A 19,974-nucleotide genomic window follows, 5' to 3' on the forward strand; every position below is an offset into this window, starting at 1 on the left:
CCGACCAGCGGTACACCTCCCGAAAGGGCATTGAGCATGGAGCAGTTCGAGCCCGACCGCCTCTCGGAGGCGCAACTCGCCGCGATGCGACGCAGCCTCACCAGCGGGCGCGGCGCCCTCACCCGCCGCTCGCTGCTGCGCGCCTCCGGTGTCGGCGCGCTCACCCTCGGCGGTCTGTCCACCCTGGCCGGCTGTGGCATCCCGCCCGCCAAGCGCCAGGGGGACGCGGCAGCGGCGTCCGACGACCACTCGAACCAGGAGAAGGAGATCAACTTCTCCAACTGGACCGAGTACATGGACACCAGCGAGGACGAGAAGTCCCGTCCCACCCTCGAAGAGTTCACCAAGCGGACCGGGATCAAGGTCAAGTACACCGAGGACATCAACGACAACGTCGAGTTCTTCGGCAAGATCAAGCCCCAGCTCGCGGCCGGCCAGGACACCGGCCGCGACCTGATCGTCGTCACCGACTGGCTCGCCGCGCGCATCATCCGCCTGGGCTGGGCGCAGAAGCTCGACCCGTCCCACCTGCCCCACGCGTACGCCAACCTGATCCCGCAGTTCCGCAACCCGGACTGGGACCCGGGCCGCGCCCACAGCTACCCCTGGACCGGCATCGACACCGTCATCGCCTACAACACGAAGGCCACCGGCGGGAAGAAGGTCGACTCCGTCACCCAGCTGCTCGACGACCCCACCCTCAAGGGCCGCGTCGGCTTCCTCACGGAGATGCGCGACTCCGTCGGCATGACCCTGATCGACCAGGGCAAGAACCCGGCGAACTTCACCGACGCGGACTTCGACGCCGCCATCGGACGCCTCCAGAAGGGCGTGGACACCAAGCAGATACGTCGCTTCACGGGCAACGACTACACCGCGGACCTCGACAAGGGCGACCTCGCGGCCTGTCTCGCCTGGGCGGGCGACGTCATCCAGCTCCAGGCCGGCAACCCGGACATCCAGTACGCGATCCCGGCCCCCGGCTACATCACCTCCAGCGACAACCTCCTGGTCCCCGCGCAGGCCAGGCACAAGGGCAACGCGGAGAAGCTCATCGACTACTACTACGAGCCCGAGGTCGCGGCCCGGCTGGCCGCCTTCATCAGCTACGTCTGCCCGGTCGAGGGCGTCAAGGACGAGCTCGCCAAGATCGATCCCGCGCTCGCGGACAACCCCCTGATCGTCCCGGACAAGGCGATGGCCGCCAAGGCGCACGCCTTCCGCTCGCTCACCAGTGAGGAAGAGACGGCGTACGAAGAGAAGTTCGCCAAACTCATCGGCGCCTAGGCGCCCGGCCCCCCGAGCCCCTTCGACGGCCGGGCCCACCTCCGACCCCTCGACCACACCACCCCGGGACCCATCCATGACTGACAAGACCGAGGGCGGCGACGTCCGCCTCTCCGGGATCAGCAAGCACTACGGCTCCTTCACGGCCGTACAGCCGCTGGACCTCACCATCCCCCAGGGCTCCTTCTTCGCCCTGCTCGGCGCCTCGGGCTGCGGCAAGACGACCACCCTGCGCATGATCGCCGGCCTGGAGGACCCCTCCACCGGCACCGTCCACCTCGGCGACCGCGAGGTCACGGACCTGCCGCCGTACAAGCGCCCGGTGAACACGGTCTTCCAGAGCTACGCGCTCTTCCCGCACATGGACATCTTCGAGAACATCGCCTTCGGCCTGCGCCGCCGCGGCATCAAGTCGGTCAAGAAGCAGGTCGACGAGATGATCGACCTGGTCCAGCTCGGCGAGCACGCCCGCAAGAAGCCGCACCAGCTCTCCGGCGGCCAGCAGCAGCGCGTCGCCGTCGCCCGCGCCCTGATCAACCACCCGCAGGTACTCCTCCTCGACGAGCCCCTCGGCGCCCTCGACCTCAAGCTGCGCCGCCAGATGCAGCTGGAGCTCAAGCGGATCCAGACCGAGGTCGGCATCACCTTCGTGCACGTCACGCACGACCAGGAGGAGGCCATGACCATGGCCGACACCGTGGCCGTGATGAACGGCGGCCGCGTCGAGCAGCTGGGCGCCCCCGCCGAGCTCTACGAGAACCCGGGCACCACCTTCGTCGCCAACTTCCTCGGCACCTCCAACCTCATCGAGGCCTCCGTGGAGTCCGCCGGAACCGACATCGCCGTCTCCGCCTCCGGTACGAAGCTGCGGCTGCCCGCGGCCCGCTGCGCGACGACCCCGCGCGCCGGTGGAAAGCTGCTGGTCGGAGTGCGCCCGGAGAAGATCTCCCTGGTCCACGCCGACGAGGAGCACACCATAGGCGCCGGCCGCAACAAGATCACCGGCCGGATAGCCGCCACCTCCTTCATCGGCGTCTCCACCCAGTACGTGATCGACAGCCAGGTCTGCCCCGAGCTGGAGGTCTACGTCCAGAACATCGAGCGGGACGCCCGCCTGGTGCCCGGCGCCGAGGTCGTCCTCCACTGGAACCCGGACCACACCTTCGGGCTGGACGCCGACCAGGACATCGACGCGGGCATCGAGACCGTCGAGGAGAGCGCGTGACCGCCCCCGCCACCGACACGGCGCCGCCCCAGGCGCCCGCCTCGGCCGAACCCCCGGTGCACAAGCCGTCGGTGCGCAAGCGGCTGGTCCCGTACTGGCTGCTGCTCCCCGGCATCCTGTGGCTGCTGGTCTTCTTCGTGCTTCCGATGGTCTACCAGGCCTCGACCTCGGTGCAGACGGGCTCCCTCGAAGAGGGCTTCCGGGTCACCTGGCACTTCCAGACCTACTGGGACGCCTTCACCGAGTACTACCCGCAGTTCCTGCGCTCCCTGGCCTACGCCGGCACGGCGACCGTGCTGTGCCTGCTGCTCGGGTACCCGCTGGCCTACCTGATCGCCTTCAGGGCGGGTCGCCGGCGCAACCTGCTGCTGGTCCTGGTCATCGCCCCGTTCTTCACCAGCTTCCTGATCCGCACGCTGGCCTGGAAGACGATCCTCGCCGACGGCGGCCCGGTGGTCGGCGTCCTCAACAAGATCGGCTTCCTCGACGTCACCAGCTGGCTCGGGATGACCGAGGGCGACCGGGTGCTGGCCACGCCGCTCGCGGTGGTCTGCGGTCTGACGTACAACTTCCTCCCCTTCATGATCCTGCCGCTGTACTCCTCGCTGGAGCGCATCGACACCCGCCTCCACGAGGCGGCCGGGGACCTGTACGCGAAGCCGGCCACGGTCTTCCGCAAGGTGACCTTCCCGCTCTCCATGCCGGGCGTGGTCTCCGGGACCCTGCTCACCTTCATCCCGGCGAGCGGCGACTACGTCAACGCCGAACTCCTCGGCTCCACGGACACCCGCATGATCGGCAACGTCATCCAGTCGCAGTACCTGCGGATCCTCGACTACCCGACGGCGGCCGCGCTGTCCTTCATCCTCATGGCCATCGTGCTGATCATGGTCACCATCTACATCCGCCGTGCGGGGACGGAGGACCTGGTCTGATGCGCAAGAACCCACTCACCTGGCTGCGGCGCAACCTCGTGGTCATCGCCGGTCTCGGCACGCTCGCCTACCTGATCCTGCCGAACGTCGTCGTCACCGTCTTCTCCTTCAACAACCCCACCGGACGGTTCAACTACGCCTGGCAGGAGTTCTCGCTCGACGCCTGGAAGGACCCGTGCGGGGTCGCCGACATGTGCGGCTCGCTCTCGCTCTCGCTCCAGATCGCCCTGTGGTCCACCATCGTGGCGACCGCACTGGGCACCGCGATCGCCTTCGCGATGGTGCGCTACCGCTTCAAGGCGCGCGGCGCGGTCAACTCGCTGATCTTCCTGCCCATGGCCATGCCGGAGATCGTGATGGCGGCCTCGCTGCTCGCGCTCTTCCTGAACATGGGCATCGAGCTGGGCTTCTGGACGATCCTGATCGCCCACATCATGTTCTGCCTCAGCTTCGTCGTCGCCGCCGTCAAGGCGCGCGTGCTGTCCATGGACCCGCGCCTGGAGGAAGCCGCCCGCGACCTCTACGCGGGCCCGGTGCAGACCTTCGTACGGGTCACCCTGCCGATCGCCGCACCCGGAATCGCGGCGGGCGCGCTGCTCTCCTTCGCGCTCTCGTTCGACGACTTCATCATCACCAATTTCAACTCGGGCAACACCGTCACCTTCCCCATGTTCGTGTGGGGATCGGCCCAGCGCGGTACGCCTGTACAGATCAACGTCATCGGCACGGCGATGTTCGTCATCGCGGTGCTGGTGGTCCTCGCCGGCCAGATGGTCGGCAACCGCCGCAAGAAGGCACAGCCCAAGTAACACCCCGTAGGGAGTTGGAAGACATGGCCCCAGTCGCCATGCGTAGTGTTGCGAAATCCCTTTCCGAAGCGAAGCCGGTCTCGTACTGGCTGGACGACCCCGGCAGGCCCGCCCCCCGGCCGGCTCTCACCTCCGACGAGCGGTGCGACCTCCTCGTCATCGGTGCCGGCTACAGCGGCCTGTGGACCGCGCTCCTCGCCAAGGAGCGGGACCCGGAGCGGGACGTCGTCCTGATCGAGAGCAAGGAGGCGGGCTGGGCCGCCTCCGGCCGCAACGGCGGTTTCTGCGCGGCCTCCCTCACCCACGGCCTCGCCAACGGGCTCGCCCGCTGGCCCGGCGAGCTCGCCAAGCTGGAGGAGATGGGCGCGCGCAACCTCGACGCCATCGAGGAGGCGGTCGCCCGCTACGGCATCGACTGCGACTTCGAGCGCACGGGCGAGATCGACGTGGCCACCGAGCCGCACCAGGTCGAGGAGCTCAAGGAGCTGCACCGGGAGGCCGAGGCCGCCGGTCTGTCCGGCACCTCGGAGTTCCTCGACCAGGACGCGGTGCGCGCGGAGCTGAACTCCCCGACCTTCCTCGCGGGCGTCTGGGACCGCGACGGCGTCGCCATGCTCAACCCGGCGAAGCTCGCCTGGGGCCTCAAGCAGGCCTGCCTGGACCTCGGCGTGCGGATCTACGAGAACACCCCCGGCCTGAAGATGGCCTCGGCCGGCAAGGGGATGACCGTCCAGACCCCGTACGGCACGATCCTGGCGCGCCGGGTCGCCCTGGGCACCAACATCTTCCCGTCGCTGGTCAAGCGGATCCGCCCGTTCACCGTCCCGGTCTACGACTACGCGCTGATGACCGAGCCGCTGACCGAGGAGCAGCTGGCCTCCATCGGCTGGAAGAACCGCCAGGGCCTCGGCGACAGCGCCAACCAGTTCCACTACTTCCGGATCACCCGGGACAACCGGATCCTGTGGGGCGGCTACGACGCGATCTACCCCTACCGGGGGAAGCTCGACTCCGAGTACGACCACCGCCCGGAGACCTACCTCAAGCTCGCGGAGCACTTCTTCACCGCCTTCCCGCAGCTGGAGGGGCTGAAGTTCAGCCACGCCTGGGGCGGTGCGATCGACACCTGCTCGCGCTTCTCCGCCTTCTTCGGCACCGCGCACTCCGGAAAGGTCGCCTACGCCGCCGGCTACACCGGGCTCGGGGTGGGCGCCACCCGCTTCGGCGCGGACGTGATGCTGGACCTGCTGGACGGCGTCCCCACCGAGCGGACCCGTCTGGAGATGGTCCGCTCCAAGCCGATGCCGTTCCCGCCCGAGCCCTTCGCGTGGACCGGGATCACCCTCACCAAGTGGTCGCTGGCCCGTGCGGACGCCCGGGGCGGGCGACGCAACCTCTGGCTGAGGACGCTGGACCGCTTCGGGCTCGGCTTCGACAGCTGAGGCCCCGAGGACGCGCGTACGCCGGGGCGTCCCACCCCGGCGTACGACCCGGGCCTACCGTTCCTTCGCCCTGTGACCCGGTTCACCGCCACGGGTTGCCCGAACCCGCGTCATAGTCGCGCCCGGCCCCGCTCTCCCCTGGTGAGGACCTCACCAACAGGGAACGGAGGCCGGGCGATGACGATCCCGGAGACCAAGACGGCGGTGGAATGGCTGGCGTCGGTGGCACCCGACCCGGAGGCCTGCCGGTCCGAGTGGGAGCGCCACCCCCTCGGGGTGACGCTGCTGCCCGCCGGCCGGCGCTGGGACGTGCTGATCCTGCCCGGGGAGCTGGGGCGCGCCACCCTCGACGTACTGAAGACGCTCCTCGACCGGCCCGGCCCGGTGCTCGCCGATTTCGGCGACTCGCGGCTGGGCTTCTTCGTGCCCCCGGGCACGACCTCCCGCTGGCTCGGTACGGGCGTACGGGGAGCGGGGCGCGGGACCTGGATCGTGGTCCCGTACCCCGGTCGGGCCACGGGCGGGGTGCGCTGGCTGGTGGTCCCGGACGGCGAGGGGACCCTCACCGACACGGCGGTGCTGGAGCTCGCGATGCACGAGGCGGCCGCACGCGTGCTCACGAAGGAGGGCCGGAAGTCTTGACAAGGGTATTGGTCTGGACCATCTTGGGCGCCGCTGACCCCCTCCATCCCCCCACGCCCCGGAGGCAGTTGTGCGCAGAGCCATGTCCTTCCTCGGAGCCGCCGCGCTCGCCGTGGCCGGCTTCCTCGCCGCCGGGCCGCCCGCCGCGGCGGCCGACGCCGACCTGGTACGCAACGGCGGCTTCGAGACCGGCCTCGACGGCTGGAGCTGCTCGGCGGGCAGCGGAGCCGTCGTCACCACACCCGTCCACGGCGGCGGTTCGGCCCTTCGGGCCACTCCGGCCGGCCAGGACAACGCCCGCTGCTCCCAGACCGTCACCGTCAAGCCCGACTCGGCGTACACGCTGACCGCCTGGGTGCAGGGCGCCTACGTCTACCTCGGCGCGAGCGGCACCGGCACCACCGACGTCTCCACCTGGACCCAGACCCCGGGTGCCTGGAAGCAGGTGACGACCACCTTCCGCACCGGACCGTCGACCACCTCCGTGACGGTCTACACCCACGGCTGGTACGGCCAGCCGGCCCACTTCACCGACGACCTCACCCTCGTCGGACCCGACCCCGGCGGCACCGGCGAGACCAAGCCCCCGGCCGCCCCCACCGGCCTGACCGCCTCCGCCGGCTCGTCGAGCGCGATCGCCCTGTCATGGACGGCCGTGCCCGGAGCCACCTCGTACACCGTCCACCGGGACGGCGCCGCGCCCCTGTCCGTCACCACCACCTCGGCGACGGTCACCGGCCTCGCCGCCTCCACCACGTACACCTTCCAGGTCGGCGCGGTGAACGCGGCGGGCGAGTCCCCGAAGAGCGCCCCCGTCTCCGCGACCACCACGAGCGGCGGCGGTGGCGGTGGCGGGCTCCCCGCGCACGCGCTCGTCGGCTACCTGCACGCGAGCTTCGCCAACGGTTCCGGGTACGTCCGGATGGCCGACGTACCCGACTCCTGGGACGTCATCGACCTCGCCTTCGGCGAACCCACCTCGGTGACCTCCGGCGACATACGCTTCCGCCGCTGCCCGGTCACCGAATGCCCGAACGTGGAGTCGGAGGCCGAGTTCAAGGCGGCCGTCAAGGCCAAGCAGGCGGCGGGCAAGAAGGTGCTCATCTCCATCGGCGGCCAGAACGGCCAGGTCCAGCTCGGGACCACCGCCGCCCGCGACGCCTTCGTCTCCTCCGTCTCGAAGATCATCGACGAGTACGGCCTCGACGGCCTCGACATCGACTTCGAGGGCCACTCGCTCTCCCTGGCCACCGGGGACACCGACTTCAGGGCCCCCACCACCCCCGGAATCGTCAACCTGATCTCGGCCGTGAAGACCCTGAAGGCCAGGTACGGCCCCGGCTTCGTCCTGACCATGGCCCCCGAGACCTTCTTCGTCCAGCTGGGATACCAGTACTACGGCTCGGGCCCCTGGGGCGGCCAGGACCCGCGGGCCGGCGCCTACCTGCCGGTCATCCACGCCCTGCGCGACGACCTCACCCTGTTGCACGTCCAGGACTACAACTCGGGCTCGATCATGGGCCTCGACGGCCAGTACCACTCCATGGGCGGCGCGGACTTCCACATCGCCATGACCGACATGCTGCTCACCGGCTTCCCGGTGGCCGGCAACACCGCCCGCGTGTTCCCGCCGCTGCGCCCGGACCAGGTCGCCATCGGCCTGCCGGCCACGCCCAACGCGGGCAACGGGCACACCTCGCCCGCCGAGGTGGACAAGGCCCTGGACTGCCTGACGAAGAAGACGAACTGCGGCGGCTACCAGACCCACGGCACCTGGCCCGCCCTGCGCGGCCTGATGACCTGGTCCATCAACTGGGACCGCTTCGGGGGCGGGGAGTTCAGCCGGAACTTCGACGCGTACTTCGGCGGCTGACCCACCGCACCCAGAGCACCAGGGGCGCGCACAGCAGGAGGCTGGCCACCACGTCCAACGGCCAGTGCCAGCCCCGTACGACGAGACCCGCGGCCGTCGCCCCCGTCAACACGAGGGCGACGGCCGTCGGCCAGGCCCGGCGGGTGTGGGGGCGCAGCAGCACGGCCGCCCCGAAGTAGGCGACGGCGGCGGTGGCGGTGTGGCCGGAGGGGTAGTAGCCGGCGGCCCAGGGCTCCAGGGGACCCGGCCGGGCGGTCCACTCCTTCAGCGGGATGACCAGGGCCGGCACCAGGGCCATCGCCAGGCCGGCGGCGCCCGCGGCGAGGTACCGGCCGCGCCGGGCCGCGTAGACCATGGCCAGTACGAGGACGGGCACGGCGACCGGGATGTTGCCCAGGTCCGCGAGGCGCTCGGTCAGCGGGTCCGGGAGGGTGCGCACCAGGGCGCGACTGAGCGCGTGATCCGGGGTCAGCAGCGGGCCCGACGCGAGCACTTGCCAGGTGATCAGGGCGAAGAGGCCGAGGAGGCCGGCGCAGAGCGCCGGGAGAATGGCCGGCCGTCCCGGAACAGGGGGGGTGGTTCCGGGACGGCCGCCCGGATCGGGTTGCCGTACGCCCCGGGGGGTTTGGGGCGGACGGCTGTCCGATCGGCGAGGAGTGTGCGCGAACGCATGCCCAGTGCGGCGCTGGGGAAGCCCGGTACTGGTTTCGCCCCCGATTTCCCGGGAGCGGGGTGTCTCACTCATCTGCAGAAACCGTACGGCAGAGGAAAGGGGACCGACAGCACGAACGCGCTCTTGCCATCGGCCCCCCACAGCTTCTTCACAGCGCCCGACCGTTACCGCGGGTACCGGGCGGGCGCTGCGATCGGACGTTCTAGACGTTCGATCAGATCTCCGTGCCGATGCCGGCGAACGCGGCCTCGATGAGGTCCAGGCCCTCGTTCAGCAGGTCCTCGCCGATCACGATCGGCGGCAGGAAGCGGAGCACGTTGCCGTAGGTGCCGCAGGTGAGGACGAGCAGGCCCTCGGCGTGGCAGGCCTTGGCGAGCGCGCCGGCCGCCTCCGGGAACGGGGTCTTGGAGACCGGGTCCTTCACGAGCTCGATCGCGATCATGGCGCCGCGGCCGCGGATGTCGCCGATGATGTCGTACTTCTCCTGCATCGCGGCCAGGCGGGACTTCATGACGGACTCGATCTTCTTCGCCGCGGCGTTGAGGTCGAGCTCCTTCATGGTCTCGATGGAGCCGAGCGCACCGGCGCACGCCACCGGGTTGCCGCCGTAGGTGCCGCCCAGGCCACCCGCGTGGGCGGAGTCCATGATCTCGGCGCGGCCGGTCACCGCGGCGAGCGGCAGACCGCCCGCGATGCCCTTGGCGGTGGTGATCAGGTCGGGGACGATGCCCTCGTCCTCACACGCGAACCACTGGCCGGTGCGGCAGAAGCCGGACTGGATCTCGTCGGCGACGAAGACGATGCCGTTCTCGTTGGCGAACTTCACGATCGCCGGGAGGAAGCCCTTGGCCGGCTCGATGAAGCCGCCCTCGCCGAGGACCGGCTCGATGATGATCGCGGCGACGTTCTCGGCGCCGATCTGCTTGGTGATGTTGTCGATCGCCATGGCGGCGGCCTCGGGGCCACAGTTCTCGGCACCGGTGGGCCAGCGGTAGCCGTAGGCGACCGGGACGCGGTAGACCTCGGGGGCGAACGGTCCGAAGCCCTGCTTGTACGGCATGTTCTTCGAGGTCAGCGCCATCGTGAGGTTCGTACGGCCGTGGTAACCGTGGTCGAAGACGACGACGGCCTGGCGCTTGGTGTACGCACGGGCGATCTTGACGGCGTTCTCGACGGCCTCGGCGCCGGAGTTGAACAGCGCCGACTTCTTGGCGTGGGTGCCGGGGGTCAGCTCGGCCAGCGCCTCGCAGACCTCGACGTAGCCCTCGTACGGGGTGACCATGAAGCAGGTGTGGGTGAAGTCGGCGAGCTGCGCGGAGGCGCGGCGCACGACGGCCTCGGCGGAGGCGCCGACGGAGGTCACGGCGATGCCGGAGCCGAAGTCGATCAGGCGGTTGCCGTCGACGTCCTCGATGATGCCGCCGCCCGCGCGGGCCGTGAAGACGGGGAGCACGGAGCCCACGCCGCCGGCCACGGTCTCAAGGCGGCGGGCCTGCAGCTCCTGCGACTTGGGGCCGGGGATCGCGGTGACGAGCTTGCGCTCCTGCGGGACAGCGGTCATAGGGAGCTCCCTGGGGGTGATTTCGGACGCACTTGTGTCTTTGTCCGCAGGCTAGGCCCGGGGGAGGGGGTCCTGCATGCTCCGTTCGGGAGTGGTGCCCGCGTGTCCTTGTCCGTGGCGGCCATAGGAGGGATGTGCGGCGTGTCTTGTGGATCATGACCGGGTACGGGCCGAAGGCGCGGGCCGGGCACTAGATTGAGCGGCGCAGCACCGGAACTGGCAGGGGGCAGGGGTTCATGGACACCGAGGGCACGCACGACGGACGGACGACCCACCCGGGCCACGTCCCCAGGCCGGCGGCCCCGCCCGCACCCGCGGGTGCTCCCCCGAAGCCGCCCGTACCGCCGCCCCCCGCGCACGCGCCGGCCCAAGGGCCGACGTTCGAGCAGTGGTTGTCCGCTCCTCGTGCGGGCACCGACCCGGGCGTGTGGAGGACCGGTCCGACTCGGGGTGCCGCACGTGAGGCAGTGGACGTCCGCCAGCTCCGCAATCGCGCGATCCTGGCCTTCCTCGGCTGCGTCCTCGTGTGGCGGCTCACGATGTACGGAGCCGTTCCCTACTCGTCCTTCCTGCTGGTGCTCTTCACACCCGGAGACTGGTGGGGCGGTCTCGACAACCTGCCGGTCGACGATCGGGGCCTCATCGCGATGGAGGTCTACGAGCTGATCCTCACGGGTGGCCTCGTCTACGGCTTCGCCCGACTGGGCAACTGGCGGACCGCCTTCGAGCGCGTGGTGGCGGACCGCGGACGGCCGGCCGCGGCGCTCGGCGCGGCGCTCGGCGCGCTGTTCGTGGTGATGGTCTTCAGGACCCATCTCGTAAGGGCCGAGGACCTCGCCTTCGGGCACCTGCCGTACTCGGAGATGGGTCGAGTCACCTCGGCGGTCGTCCAGTGGCTCCTCTACGCCCTCATCTACCTGCCGGTCATCGTGTTCTTCGTGCGGCTCGCCGACTGGTCCGGCCGGGGCCGAGCCACTCGGGCGGAAGCCGCGGCCGCACGGGCGGCCGCGCAGTCGGGGCGGAGCACGGACCCGGCCACCTGGGCGGAAGTGCGCGCCGCGGGGCTGGTCGAGACGGCCGAGAGGCTGGAGGCCGAGATCAGGGCCGGGCGGATGAACGACGTGGACTACGCCCGCATCGGCCGGGCCTGGGAGTCCGTGCAAGCCGATCCCAGCCGGCTGCGGGCCTTCGCCGATGCCGTGCGGGACAAGGGCGCCGCCGCCTGTGGGCACCCTTCCGGGGCGCGGGACCTGCCCGTCAGGGCCGCGCGGCACGATCTGCTGGTGCGGCAGGTGCGCCTCGGCACCGTCGAGGACGAGCCGCGCAACCCCTACGCCCGCCGCGGCACCGGCCTCGCCCTCGATCCCGCGGTGCTCGGCACATCCCTCCTCGCCGTCGGGCCCTCCGGGGCCGGCAAGACGGGCCGCCTCGTGCGGCCCGTCGTCGAGTCGCTCGCGCTGCAGGCGCTCGCCGGGCAGGCGGCCGTCGTCGCCGTCGGGGCGGCCGGCGCGCAGCTCGGGCCCGACGCCGCCTACGACGTCGTCGTCCGCGTCGGCGACCCCGAATCCGTCTACGACCTCGACCTCTACGGCGGCACCACCGACCCCGACGAGGCCGCCACCCTGCTCGCGGAGGGCTTCGTCGGAGACGTCCCCGGCATCGACGTGCGCCGCGCCGCGACCGCCCTCGCGCAGCTCCTCGGGCCCTTCCGGACGGCGTACGGGCGCTTCCCCTCCGTGCCCGAGCTGCGCGGGCTGCTCGACCAGGCGCGCCCGGCCCTCGACGGGCTGCGCCGCGCCCTGGAGGACGCCGGGGACGCGGGGGCGCACGCCATGCTCCGCGACCTCGACGCGCGGGAGCGGCAGTACGGGGCCCACGGCGACCCCGGGCCGGCCCTCGCCGACCGGGTGGCCCTGCTGGACCGGCCCGCCTTCGCCGGTTTCTTCGACACCACCGGGCAGGGGCGGCCCTTCTCCCTGCGCGCCCTGGAACACCCGATCCGGGTCCGGGTCGACCTGCCCGAGCGTGCGCACGCCGACGCCTCCCGGATGCTGGCCCGGCTGCTGCTCGCCCAGTTCAACGCCGCCGCGGCGGCCCGCACCGACCGCTCCCTCTTCGCCCTGCTCGCGCTGGACGACGCCTCCCACACCCTGACCCCGGAGACCGTGCGCGGCGTACAGCGGCTGCGCTCCGCCAACGCCGGAGTGCTGCTCACGCTGCGCACGCTGGACGACGTACCGGAGGCCCTGCGCATTCCGCTGCTCGGGGCGGTCGGCTGCCGGATGGCCTTCTCCGGGGTCACCACCTGGGACGGCCGGCGGTTCGCCGAGGCCTGGGGCACCGAGTGGGTCGAGACCCGCGACGTCACCCACCGCACCGTCTTCGCCGACCAGCCGCTGACCCGGGCCATCCACACCTTCCGCAAGCTCGTCACGGGCAAGGCTGTCACCACCGACGCGGTGACCGTGCGCCAGGTCGAGCGCGAACGCTGGTCCGCGTCCGACCTCGCGCACGCCGTGCCCCCGGGGTCCGCCGTGCTGTCGCTGACCTCGGTCCGCGGGGAGCGGGCGGCGCCGCTGCTGGTACGGCTGGCCGGATCGGCCTGAACCACACCCGGACCCATACGAGGTGGCAGAATCGAGGGGAGCCGTTCATACGCCACGGCGAAAAGCCCTGCGGTCGTTCTGGTGGCCTGTAGGCCTCCGTTCCGCCCTCCCCTCCGCCGACCCCTCCCGCTAAGGCTCCTGGTAACCGATGCCGCTCACCCTCGCCTCACTCGTCCAGCACTCGGCGCTCAAGCTCGGCGTCCGGGCGGGGCAGAGCCGCCTCGACACCCCCGTGCGCTGGGCCCACGTCAGCGAGCTCGCCGACCCCGTCCCCTACATGGAGGGCGGGGAGCTGCTGCTGATCACCGCGATGAAGCTGGACGCGGAGGATCCCGAGGAGATGCTCCGCTACGTGCGGCGCCTCGCCGCCGCCGGAGTCGTCGGCATCGGCTTCGCGATCGGGGTCAACTACGAGGCGATCCCCGAAGCCCTGGTCGAGGCCGCGCGGGCCGAGGAGATGCCGCTGCTGGAGGTGCCGCGCAAGACCCCCTTCCTCGCGATCAGCAAGGCCGTCTCCGCGGCCCTCGCGGCGGACCAGTACCGGGCCGTCACCGCCGGTTTCGAGGCGCAGCGGGAGCTGACGCGGGCCGCGCTCTCCGCCGAGGGCCCCGCCGAACTGCTCGGCAAGCTGGCGGCGCACGTGCACGGGTGGGCCGCGCTCTACGACACCTCGGGCGCCGTCGTCGCCGCGGCCCCCGACTGGGCGGCCCGCCGCGCCGCCCGGCTGACCCCCGACGTGGAGCGGCTGCGCGACCGGCCCGCGCCCGCCAGCGCGGTGGTGGGCGGCGCCGAGGACCGGGTCGAGCTCCAGTCGCTCGGCACCGGGCGGCGGGCCCGCGGTGCGCTGGCCGTCGGCACCGCCGCCCCGCTGGGCACGGCCGAGCGGTACGCGGTGCACTCCGCCGTCGCCCTGCTCACCCTCACCACCGAACGCTCCCGCTCCCTGCACGACGCCGAGTCCCGGCTGGGCGCGGCGGTGCTGCGGATGCTGCTGGCGGGCGAGGCGGAGCACGCCCGGTCCGTGGCCGGGGACCTGTACGGGGTCCTCCTGGAGGCGCCCTTCCGGCTGATCGTGGCCGAACCGGCGCTCCCCGGCACGGCCCAGCCCGAAGGCCTGGCCCTGCTGACGGACGCCGTCGAGTCCGCGGCCGCCCGTACCGGCGAGGCGCTGCTGGTGGTGCCCGAGCCGGGCCGACTCGTGGTGCTGGCCGCCGACGCCGGTTCGGCCGTACAGGCGTGCGTGGACCACGCGGAGGCACTGGAGGCCAGGCGCGGCCGGGACACGAACGGCCCGGAGCCCGACGAACTGGTGGTCGGCCTGTCCGCACCGGCCGGACCCGGCACCGTGGCGGCCGCCCTGAAACAGGCCGACCAGGCCCTCGCCGTGGCCCGCAGGCGCGGCCGGCCGATGGTCGAGCACGAGGACATGGCGGCGGGTTCGGTCCTGCCGCTGCTCGCCGACGACGCCGTACGCGCCTTCGCCGAGGGCACGCTGCGGGCCCTGAAGGATCACGACGCGACGGGCCGGGGCGACCTGGTGGCCTCCCTGCAGGCCTGGCTGTCCCGGCACGGCCAGTGGGACGCGGCCGCCGCCGACCTCGGCGTCCACCGGCACACCCTGCGCTACCGGATGAAGCGCGTCGAGGAGATCCTCGGCCGCTCCCTGGAAGACCCGGACGTACGCATGGAGCTGTGGCTCGCCCTCAAGGCCAGCTCGACCCCCTCGTAAAGGCCGGCGCGGCCCCCTCGCGGGAGCCGCACCGGCAGGGCCCGCACAGGCCGGGCCGCCCGGGACAGTGACAAACCGGCGCGCCCCCGACACCAGGTACTACACCCCGGATAAACGCCGAATCCCCGCCGGAGTCCTACGGTGGAGGGGACAAGGACCCACCGCACACTCCGAAGGGCCGGGATTCGCATGACTTCCACCCACGCCTTCTGGCTCGCCGGCCGCCAGGCCACCGGCGAGGACAGCTTCGACGTCCACTCCCCGTGGGACGGACGCCTCGTCGGCACCGTCAGCGTGCCCACCGACGCGCAGGTCGAAGAGGCCGTGGCCGCGGCGTACGCCGTGACGGCGGAGTTCTCCGCGACCCCCGCCCACGTACGGGCCGCCGCCCTGGACCACGTGTCCAAGCGGCTCGTCGAGCGCACCGAGGAGATCGCCCAGCTGATCTCCGCCGAGAACGGCAAGCCCATCAAGTGGGCCCGCGGTGAGGTCGGCCGTGCGGTGTCCGTGTTCCGCTTCGCCGCCGAAGAGGCCCGCCGCTTCAACGGCGGAGAGGCCCAGCGCCTCGACACCGACGCCGGTGGCGTCGGCCGTCTCGCCCTGACCCGCCGCTTCGTCAAGGGTCCGGTCCTCGGCATCGCGCCGTTCAACTTCCCGCTGAACCTGTGCGCCCACAAGGTGGCCCCCGCCATCGCCGTCGGCGCTCCGATCATCCTCAAGCCCGCCCCGGCCACGCCGCTCTCCGGCCTGATCCTGGGTGAGCTGCTCGCCGAGACCGACCTCCCGGCCGGCTCCTGGTCGGTCCTGCCGGTCGCGAACGACAAGATGCCGGCCCTGGTGAAGGACGAGCGCCTGCCCGTCATCTCCTTCACCGGTTCCGACACCGTCGGTTACGCCATCCAGCAGTCGGTGCCCCACAAGCACTGCACGCTGGAGCTCGGCGGCAACGCCGCGGCCGTCGTCCTGGACGACTGGTCCTCCGAGGAGGACCTCGACTGGGCCGCGACCCGTATCGCGACCTTCTCGAACTACCAGGCCGGCCAGTCCTGCATCTCCGTGCAGCGCGTGATCGCCGACGCCTCCGTCTACGACCGCCTCGTGGAGAAGGTCGTCGCGAAGGTCCAGGCGCAGGTCACCGGCGACCCGAACGACGACGCCACCGACGTCGGCCCCCTCGTCTCCGAGGACGCCGCCAAGCGTGTCGAGTCCTGGGTCGACGAGGCCGTCTCCGCGGGCGCCAAGCTCCTCACCGGCGGCAAGCGCGAGGGTGCCTCGTTCGAGCCCACCGTCCTGGCCCACGTCCCGGACGGCGTCAAGCTCGCCACCGAAGAGGTCTTCGGCCCGGTCCTGACCCTGCTGAAGGTCGAGAACACCGACGAGGCCTTCGCCGCCGTCAACGACTCGAAGTTCGGCCTGCAGACCGGCGTCTTCACCCGCAACGTCCAGACCGCGTTCCGCGCCCACCGCGAGCTCGAGGTCGGCGGTGTGATCGTCGGCGACGCGCCGTCCTACCGCGCCGACCAGATGCCGTACGGCGGCGTCAAGCAGTCCGGTGTGGGCCGCGAGGGCGTCCGCTACGCGATGGACGACTACACGTACGAGCGAGTCCTGGTCCTGACCGGCCTCGACATCTGATCTCGTACGGCCACTGAGCCGACGGCCGGAGCCTACTGTGCGGGGGCTCCGGCCGTCTCCTTTTCATCCACCCGGCCCAGCCGGGATTTTCCCCGCGCCGTGAAACGGGTACGTCTGACAGGTAGTACCGGCCGGTAGGCCGGTTCCACCCGACTCCCGCGGCGAGGTGAGCCCGCTCATGTCCGCAACACAGCCCGCACGTCCCGTAACGCCCAAGGTGACCGAGCGCGAGGCACGGCAGGTCGCGGAAGCGGCCCGGGAACAGGACTGGCGCAAGCCCAGCTTCGCCAAGGAGCTCTTCCTGGGGCGGTTCCGCCTCGACCTGATCCATCCCCACCCGCTCCCCGCCGACGAGGACGTCCGGCGCGGCGAGGCCTTCCTGGCCCGGCTGCGGGATTTCTGCGAGACCTCCATCGACGGGGCGCGCATCGAGCGCGAGGCGAAGATCCCCGACGAGACCGTGCGCGCGCTCAAGGAGCTCGGCGCACTCGGCATGAAGATCGACCCCAAGTACGGCGGCCTCGGCCTGACCCAGGTCTACTACAACAAGGCCCTCGCCCTCGTCGGCTCCGTCAGCCCCGCCATCGGCGCCCTGCTCTCCGCCCACCAGTCGATCGGCGTGCCCCAGCCGCTGAAGATGTTCGGCACGCAGGCCCAGAAGGACGCCTACCTCCCGCGCTGCGCCACCACCGCCATCAGCGCCTTCCTGCTCACCGAACCGGACGTCGGCTCCGACCCGGCCCGGCTGGCCACCACGGCCGTGCCCGACGGGGACGACGCGTACGTGCTCGACGGCGTGAAGCTGTGGACGACCAACGGGGTCGTCGCCGACCTCCTCGTCGTGATGGCCCGGGTGCCGAAGAGCGAGAACCACCGCGGCGGCATCACCGCCTTCGTCGTCGAGGCCGACTCGCCCGGCATCACCGTCGAACACCGCAACGCCTTCATGGGCCTGCGCGGCCTGGAGAACGGCGTCACCCGCTTCCACCGGGTGCGGGTCCCCGCCGACCAGCGCATCGGAGCCGAGGGCGCCGGCCTCAAGATCGCCCTGACCACCCTGAACACCGGCCGGCTCTCGCTGCCGGCCATGTGCGTCGGCGCCGGCAAGTGGTGCCTGAAGATCGCCCGCGAGTGGGCCGGAGTGCGCGAGCAGTGGGGCCGCCCCGTCGCGGAGCACGAGGCCGTCGGCGCCAAGATCTCCTTCATCGCCGCGACCACCTTCGCCCTGGAAGCTGTCGTCGACCTCGCCTCCCAGATGGCGGACGAGGACCGCAACGACATCCGCATCGAGGCCGCCCTCGCCAAGCTCTACGGCTCCGAGATGGCCTGCCTGATGGCCGACGAACTCGTCCAGATCCGCGGCGGCCGCGGCTTCGAGACCGCGGAATCCCTGGCCGCCCGCGGGGAGCGGGCCGTACCGGCCGAACAGATGCTCCGCGACCTGCGCATCAACCGGATCTTCGAGGGCTCGACGGAGATCATGCACCTGCTGATCGCCCGCGAGGCCGTCGACGCCCACCTGTCGGTGGCCGGCGACCTCATCGACCCCGAGAAGGCGCTCGGCGACAAGGCGAAGGCGGGCGCCCGCGCCGCCGGGTTCTACGCCCGCTGGCTGCCCAGGCTCGCCACCGGCGCCGGCCAGGTCCCCGGCACGTACCGCGCCTTCCACCCCGCAGGCCACCCCGACCTCGCCACCCACCTGCGCTACGTCGAACGTGGCGCCCGCAAACTCGCCCGCTCCACCTTCTACGCGATGTCCCGCTGGCAGGGCCGCATGGAGACCAAACAGGGCTTCCTCGGCCGCGTCGTCGACATCGGCGCCGAACTCTTCGCGATGAGCGCGGCCTGCGTCCGCGCCGAGCACCTGCGCGCCACCGGAGACCACGGCCGCGAGGCCTACCAGCTCGCCGACGCCTTCTGCGAGCAGTCCCGGCTCCGCGTCGAGGAACTCTTCGGCCGCCTCTGGTCCAACACAGACGACCTCGACCGCAAGGTCGTCGCCGGCGTCCTGACCGGCACCTACGCCTGGCTCGAAGAAGGGATCATCGACCCCTCCGGCGACGGCCCCTGGATCGCGGACGCCACCCCCGGCCCCTCCACCCACCCGAACGTCCACCGCCCCATCCGCTGACTCCCGGCCCGTCGACTGAGATCATCTCCGCACGCGCAAAGGCGTACCGGAGCGGCGACGGGGAATCGGATGCATGTGGACGTCGACAGACAGAGCAGGCGGCTGGCCTGGTGCGTGGCACTACTCCTGCGCCACGCACCGGACACCGTCACGGCGAACCTGCTCGGCCGCCTCGACCCGTCCACCCGCCGTTACCTGAGCCGCGACGAACACCTCCCGGCCCCCGTCGTCACGCTCCTGCTGCGCGACGGCACCGAAGAGGACCGACGCACCATCGCCCGCAACCCGCACGTACGGGGCCGCCCCCTGCCCGGCCTGCCCGGCCCCGCACGGTACGCGCGCCGCCCCGCCCCCTCCCCGGAACTCCTCGCCACGCTCGGCTCCGAGCTGGGCCGTGAGCTCGGCCCCGACGCACCGCCCCTGACGGGCGAGGAGGTCCTCACCCTGCTGCGCCGCCACGGCGCCCACCGGCCGCGCATCCCGCTCGACGTACTGGCCCTGCCCCACGCGCTCGACCCCGGGGCCCTGCTGCGCGAGCACGCCCGCGCCCCGCTGCCGCCCGGTTCGGCCGAGGCGCTGCTGCTCGTGGGCGGGCTCGGCCGGGAGGAGTGCCTCGCCCTGCTCGACACGCGCGCGCAGACCTCGTACGGGCCCCACTGGCACCGGCCCGCCGTCCGAGCCGTCCGCACCGGCACCCTCACCTTCGACGAGCTCGCGCAGTCCGTGGCCCCGGCCCACCGGGCCCTGCTGCTCGGCCAGGCGCACGCCACCGGTCGCTTCGCCTGGAACCTCGACGAGTGGGCGGGGATGCGCACGGCACTGCGGCGGGTGCTGCGCCCCGCGCTGGGCGACGACCCGCGCCTGTGGGCGGAGCTGCACCGGCACGCCCACGCGTTCCCCGGCACCCTCCCGGAGCTGGCCGCCGCGGTGGCCGCCGGGACCGTGCCCGTGCCGGCGGGGCCGGCCGTGCCCGCCGTGCCCGGTCTCACCCGGGCGATCGACGCGCTGGCCCCCCGCTCCGTCCCGCCGGGCGACGCTCCGGAGCGCGAACTGGCCCTGGCCAGCCTCGCCGTGCCCAACGCCATGGGCGACCTCGGCGAGGACATCCGCTGGGTCCGCGCCTGCCTGGACGGCGGCGTGCTCACCGGCACCGACGTCATCCGGCACAAGGCCCCCGCCGCCTGGGCCCTGGACGAGGACCACTGGCTCGGGGACGTGGACCACCCCGACCGGCACGACCGCCCGCAGGCCGTGCTGGACGCCCGGGCCGAGGCGGACCGGCTCTTCGAGGCCGCGCTGCGCGGGGACACCGGGGCCTGGTGGCGCGCGGCCCGCTCGCTCCCCGAGTTCGCCGGAACCCTGCCCGAGCTCCTCGCCGCCGTCGTCCAGGGGGACTCCGTGTCCAAGCCGTCGTGAGTTGCGGCAA

At 72.0% G+C, this 19,974-nt stretch carries 14 protein-coding genes; 12 read left to right on the forward strand and 2 right to left on the reverse strand.

Annotated features, from left to right (window positions below):
• Window positions 1-36: 36 nt before the first annotated feature.
• The 7 genes from ACFYZL_RS23025 to ACFYZL_RS23055 all read left to right on the forward strand — a co-directional run bounded on the left by ACFYZL_RS23025 (window position 37) and on the right by ACFYZL_RS23055 (window position 8,213).
• Complete coding sequence (locus tag ACFYZL_RS23025) at window positions 37-1,287, forward strand: spermidine/putrescine ABC transporter substrate-binding protein (RefSeq protein ID WP_384746449.1); 1,251 nt, start codon at window positions 37-39, stop codon at window positions 1,285-1,287.
• Between the two features lie 76 nt (window positions 1,288-1,363).
• Entirely contained in the window at window positions 1,364-2,512 is a 1,149-nt protein-coding gene (locus tag ACFYZL_RS23030) for an ABC transporter ATP-binding protein (RefSeq protein ID WP_384746450.1), read from the forward strand.
• Window positions 2,509-3,447, forward strand: a complete 939-nt coding sequence (locus tag ACFYZL_RS23035; RefSeq protein WP_384746451.1) for an ABC transporter permease — start codon at window positions 2,509-2,511, stop codon at window positions 3,445-3,447. Before ACFYZL_RS23030 ends, ACFYZL_RS23035 begins: the two co-directional genes overlap by 4 nt.
• Window positions 3,447-4,256 carry an ABC transporter permease gene (locus ACFYZL_RS23040; RefSeq protein ID WP_388681307.1) on the forward strand — a complete coding sequence of 270 codons (810 nt, stop codon included), beginning with the start codon at window positions 3,447-3,449 and terminating at the stop codon, window positions 4,254-4,256. The genes ACFYZL_RS23035 and ACFYZL_RS23040 overlap by 1 nt, the downstream gene beginning before the upstream one ends.
• Window positions 4,257-4,279: 23 nt before the next feature.
• Complete coding sequence (locus ACFYZL_RS23045; RefSeq protein ID WP_384746453.1) at window positions 4,280-5,698, forward strand: NAD(P)/FAD-dependent oxidoreductase; 1,419 nt, start codon at window positions 4,280-4,282, stop codon at window positions 5,696-5,698.
• Window positions 5,699-5,875: 177 nt separating this feature from the next.
• Window positions 5,876-6,340 carry a hypothetical protein gene (locus tag ACFYZL_RS23050; RefSeq protein ID WP_384746454.1) on the forward strand — a complete coding sequence of 155 codons (465 nt, stop codon included), beginning with the start codon at window positions 5,876-5,878 and terminating at the stop codon, window positions 6,338-6,340.
• A gap of 82 nt (window positions 6,341-6,422) precedes the next feature.
• Window positions 6,423-8,213 carry a chitinase gene (locus tag ACFYZL_RS23055; RefSeq protein WP_388681362.1) on the forward strand — a complete coding sequence of 597 codons (1,791 nt, stop codon included), beginning with the start codon at window positions 6,423-6,425 and terminating at the stop codon, window positions 8,211-8,213.
• Here the strand turns inward: ACFYZL_RS23055 and ACFYZL_RS23060 are convergent.
• Together ACFYZL_RS23060 and gabT are read right to left on the reverse strand one after the other, a co-directional pair.
• The gene (locus ACFYZL_RS23060) at window positions 8,179-8,706 is read right to left on the reverse strand and encodes a phosphatase PAP2 family protein (protein ID WP_388681310.1); all 528 of its coding nucleotides are present in this window, start codon (window positions 8,704-8,706) and stop codon (window positions 8,179-8,181) included. The genes ACFYZL_RS23055 and ACFYZL_RS23060 overlap by 35 nt on opposite strands.
• A gap of 394 nt (window positions 8,707-9,100) precedes the next feature.
• The gene (gene gabT, locus ACFYZL_RS23065; RefSeq protein ID WP_384746456.1) at window positions 9,101-10,447 is read right to left on the reverse strand and encodes a 4-aminobutyrate--2-oxoglutarate transaminase; all 1,347 of its coding nucleotides are present in this window, start codon (window positions 10,445-10,447) and stop codon (window positions 9,101-9,103) included.
• Window positions 10,448-10,683: 236 nt separating this feature from the next.
• Between gabT and ACFYZL_RS23070 the strand changes: the two genes are divergently transcribed.
• The 5 genes from ACFYZL_RS23070 to ACFYZL_RS23090 all read left to right on the forward strand — a co-directional run bounded on the left by ACFYZL_RS23070 (window position 10,684) and on the right by ACFYZL_RS23090 (window position 19,964).
• Window positions 10,684-13,053, forward strand: a complete 2,370-nt coding sequence (locus ACFYZL_RS23070; protein WP_388681313.1) for an ATP/GTP-binding protein — start codon at window positions 10,684-10,686, stop codon at window positions 13,051-13,053.
• A gap of 148 nt (window positions 13,054-13,201) precedes the next feature.
• A complete protein-coding gene (locus ACFYZL_RS23075) occupies window positions 13,202-14,782 on the forward strand; it encodes a PucR family transcriptional regulator (protein ID WP_388681316.1) in 1,581 nt (526 codons plus the stop codon).
• A gap of 189 nt (window positions 14,783-14,971) precedes the next feature.
• Window positions 14,972-16,417 carry an aldehyde dehydrogenase family protein gene (locus ACFYZL_RS23080; protein ID WP_384746459.1) on the forward strand — a complete coding sequence of 482 codons (1,446 nt, stop codon included), beginning with the start codon at window positions 14,972-14,974 and terminating at the stop codon, window positions 16,415-16,417.
• A gap of 178 nt (window positions 16,418-16,595) precedes the next feature.
• The gene (locus ACFYZL_RS23085) at window positions 16,596-18,548 is read left to right on the forward strand and encodes an acyl-CoA dehydrogenase family protein (RefSeq protein ID WP_388681319.1); all 1,953 of its coding nucleotides are present in this window, start codon (window positions 16,596-16,598) and stop codon (window positions 18,546-18,548) included.
• A gap of 75 nt (window positions 18,549-18,623) precedes the next feature.
• Complete coding sequence (locus ACFYZL_RS23090) at window positions 18,624-19,964, forward strand: hypothetical protein (protein WP_384746461.1); 1,341 nt, start codon at window positions 18,624-18,626, stop codon at window positions 19,962-19,964.
• The last annotated feature ends 10 nt before the right edge of the window (window positions 19,965-19,974 follow it).

This window comes from Streptomyces sp. NPDC001717 (assembly GCF_042892775.1).
Classification (GTDB): domain Bacteria; phylum Actinomycetota; class Actinomycetes; order Streptomycetales; family Streptomycetaceae; genus Streptomyces.